This window comes from Mesorhizobium sp. M7A.F.Ca.CA.002.05.1.1, assembly GCF_003998335.1.
Lineage (GTDB): Bacteria > Pseudomonadota > Alphaproteobacteria > Rhizobiales > Rhizobiaceae > Mesorhizobium.
The window spans coordinates 1-2,961 of the sequence record NZ_RZQI01000753.1; the positions used below are offsets into that span (position 1 = coordinate 1).

Consider the following 2,961-nt stretch of genomic DNA (forward strand, 5'->3'; position numbering starts at 1 on the left):
TCGACGACACGATCGAGATCGACGTCTCGGAATCGGATGTCCGCATCGATACTTATCGCTCGTCCGGCTCGGGCGGCCAGCACGTCAACACCACCGATTCGGCGGTGCGCATCACGCATCTGGCCACCGGCATTGCGGTCGCCTGCCAAGCCGAACGTTCGCAGCACAAGAACAAGGCCAAGGCCTGGGAGATGCTGCGCTCGCGCCTTTACGAGGAAGAGCTGAAGAAGCGCGAGGCAGTTGCAAACGCCACCGAAGCGTCGAAGAGTGATATAGGCTGGGGTCACCAGATACGCTCCTATGTGCTGCAGCCCTACCAGCTGGTGAAGGATCTCCGCACCGGCGTCGAGAGCACCAGCCCGTCGAGCGTGCTCGATGGCGACCTCGACGATTTCATGGAAGCCTCGTTGTCGCAGCGCATCGAAGGCGGTGCGGGCGAAGCCGTAGCAGACCTGGATTAGGATATGTCCATGTTCAGGTGAGGCTAGCCTGACCTCAATCTGAACATACCCCTGCGCACCACAGCGACGGAGGAGTGGGTTGCCGAGCAAGCTCACCGGAAAGTGCTTCTGCGGCGCGGTTCACTACGAGGTCGCCGACGAATTCCTCTATGCCGCGAATTGCCATTGTTCGAACTGCCGGCGCACCACCGGTTCGGCCTTCAAGCCTTTCGCCGGTATCGAGCGTGAAAAGCTTGTCCTCACCGAAGGCGGGGACAAGCTCCTGATCTTTGGCGACGAAAGCGGCCATAACGCGCATTGCGGCCGGTGCGGCTCCTTGCTTTATTCGCTGGTGCGCGACGGCGCCTACGTCCATGTCGCCATGGGAACGCTCGTCAACGACCCGTCCATCCGCCCGACCGAGCACATCTTCGTCGGTTCGAAGGCGGGCTGGTTCACCATCACCGATGACCTGCCGCAGCATCAAGAGCACGTGATTGCCGGCTCTGACCAGCAATAGGCTGGAACCACAGCGGGCCAATTCCGTTTATTCGACGCCCGTTTGCCGGGAATTGACCTTGGCCTCATCTCGTCGGCGGTAGCGGATACCTGACGTCTATAGAACGATGTCGGGAATGCATCTTCTTGCGCCGACCAAGGAATCAGCCCAGCATCCAAACGCTGGGAGAGAAAAAGCATTTATGGCCGGACGCGGCATATCTGCGACCCGACGATCCGGCCACTGGGAAGATACGTTCCGGGAACGGGCAAGCGAAACGCTTGAGCTCGTTTGAAAGGAACGCGTCATGTCTGCTGCCACACTCAGATCGGCCAATGCCGTTCAACCGGCTGGCCGACTTTTGTTTTCCCTGTTCGCGATCGGCGCGATGGCAATGCTGACGGCACCCGCCTTCGCGCATGACGCCACACCCACGGCGGCAAAGCCACAGGGCTGGAGTTATCCGTTCGCATGCTGCGCCAACTATGATTGTCGCACGACCCATACAGGCGAAGTGCTGGAGAAACCCGAGGGCTATGTCATCGCCGGAACGGGTGAGATCGTTCCAATGACCGACAAGCGTGTCAAGGACAGCCCGGACGGCGAGTTCCATTGGTGTGCGCACCAGGCGGGCCTCGACGCCGGCAAGACAATCTGCCTGTTCGTGCCGCCGCGCTCCTATTGACGACAGGACGGCGGTCGGACGTCCGCGGTCGCGTGTGACCGGGACCGCAGGCCGGGTTTGCGCAGTTCGGGTGATGCCTGCTGACAGACAGTTGTCAGGAGCACCTCTTTATGCTGCCTTTGCCGCACGGGGTGGCGGGCGACAGGAGGAGTTCGTTGATGACCATCAAGGCAAGCTGTCATTGCAAGGCGACGACATTCGAGGTTTCGCAGGCACCGCAGACGGTGACGCAATGCACCTGTTCTTTCTGCTCGAAGCGCGGCTCGCTCTGGGCCTACTACGTGCCTTCGCAATTCAAGCTCACCAGCCCGATGGAGAACGTCTCTTTCTACCGCTGGGGATCGAAAACCGTAAAGCACGGTTTTTGCGCCACCTGCGGCTGCGGCACCTTTACCGAAACGCCGGACTGGTCGACCGGCGAGCCGGATTTCGACAATCCCAAGATCAGCGTCAACTCGCGACTGTTCGACGATTTCGATCTCGACAAGGTCGAAGTGGTGGTCATAGACGGCAAGAACCTCTGGTAGCCTGATCCGAACGATTGCGGCCCGGCGATGCGGCGCTATCACTGTGTATCGGTCCCTCGGGAAAAGCCGTGAGCGGCGCTTTTGCCGTTCCGCTTTTCGCCGCAATTCGTGGTACAAGTCGCGGGAAGGGCTGATTTGGCGCCACCGCAAGGCGTGACTTGGAGAGGGACCATCCTATGAAAAAGACTGTGCTCGTCGTCGTGGCGACGGCTGTGCTCGTGAGCGCCTGCACCACCACCGATCCGTATACGGGCGACCAGAAGATTTCCAACACGGCGGCCGGCGCCGGCCTTGGTGCCCTGGCGGGTGCAAGCCTTGGCCTGCTTGCCGGCGGCAACGACCGCCGCAACGCACTGATCGGCGCCGGCATCGGCGCGCTGGCCGGCGGCGCCATCGGCGCCACCATGGACCAGAACGAGGCCGAACTGCGCCGGCAGCTCGAGGGCACCGGTGTCAGCGTCACCCGCAGCGGCGACCAGATCATCCTCAATATGCCGTCCGACATCACCTTCAACTCGGACCAGGATGCGGTGAAGCCCGGCTTCTACCAAGTCCTGAACTCTGTCGCGCTGGTGCTGAAGAAGTTCAAGCAGACCACGGTCGACGTGTTCGGCCACACCGATTCGACCGGTGGCGACCAGCACAATTTCGATCTGTCGCAGCGTCGTGCTTTGGCGGTGGCGAACTATCTGTCCGGTCAGGGCGTGGATCAGCGACGCTTCGCAGTCACAGGCTTCGGCAAGACGCGCCCCGTCGCATCCAATGCCACGGCCGAAGGTCGCGCCCAGAACCGCCGCGTCGAGATCCAGC

The 2,961-nt window shown here is 61.5% G+C and carries 5 protein-coding genes; all 5 read left to right on the plus strand.

The annotated features are described in order from the left end of the window. A partial coding sequence (locus EN939_RS27835; RefSeq protein ID WP_272483115.1) for a peptide chain release factor-like protein occupies window positions 1–461 on the plus strand: 461 nt, incomplete at its 5' end. Between the two features lie 79 nt (window positions 462–540). Continuing rightward, window positions 541–960 (plus strand): GFA family protein, encoded by a 420-nt coding sequence (locus EN939_RS27840; protein WP_127270927.1) that lies wholly within the window; start codon window positions 541–543, stop codon window positions 958–960. A 286-nt stretch (window positions 961–1,246) separates the two neighbouring features. Beyond that, on the plus strand, window positions 1,247–1,624 hold the full coding sequence (locus EN939_RS27845; RefSeq protein WP_023812122.1) for a hypothetical protein: 378 nt from the start codon (window positions 1,247–1,249) through the stop codon (window positions 1,622–1,624). A gap of 158 nt (window positions 1,625–1,782) precedes the next feature. Beyond that, window positions 1,783–2,151 (plus strand): GFA family protein, encoded by a 369-nt coding sequence (locus tag EN939_RS27850; protein WP_024503891.1) that lies wholly within the window; start codon window positions 1,783–1,785, stop codon window positions 2,149–2,151. A gap of 176 nt (window positions 2,152–2,327) precedes the next feature. After that, window positions 2,328–2,961, plus strand: a 634-nt coding sequence (locus tag EN939_RS27855) for an OmpA family protein (protein ID WP_164751279.1), incomplete at its 3' end; no start/stop codon positions are given.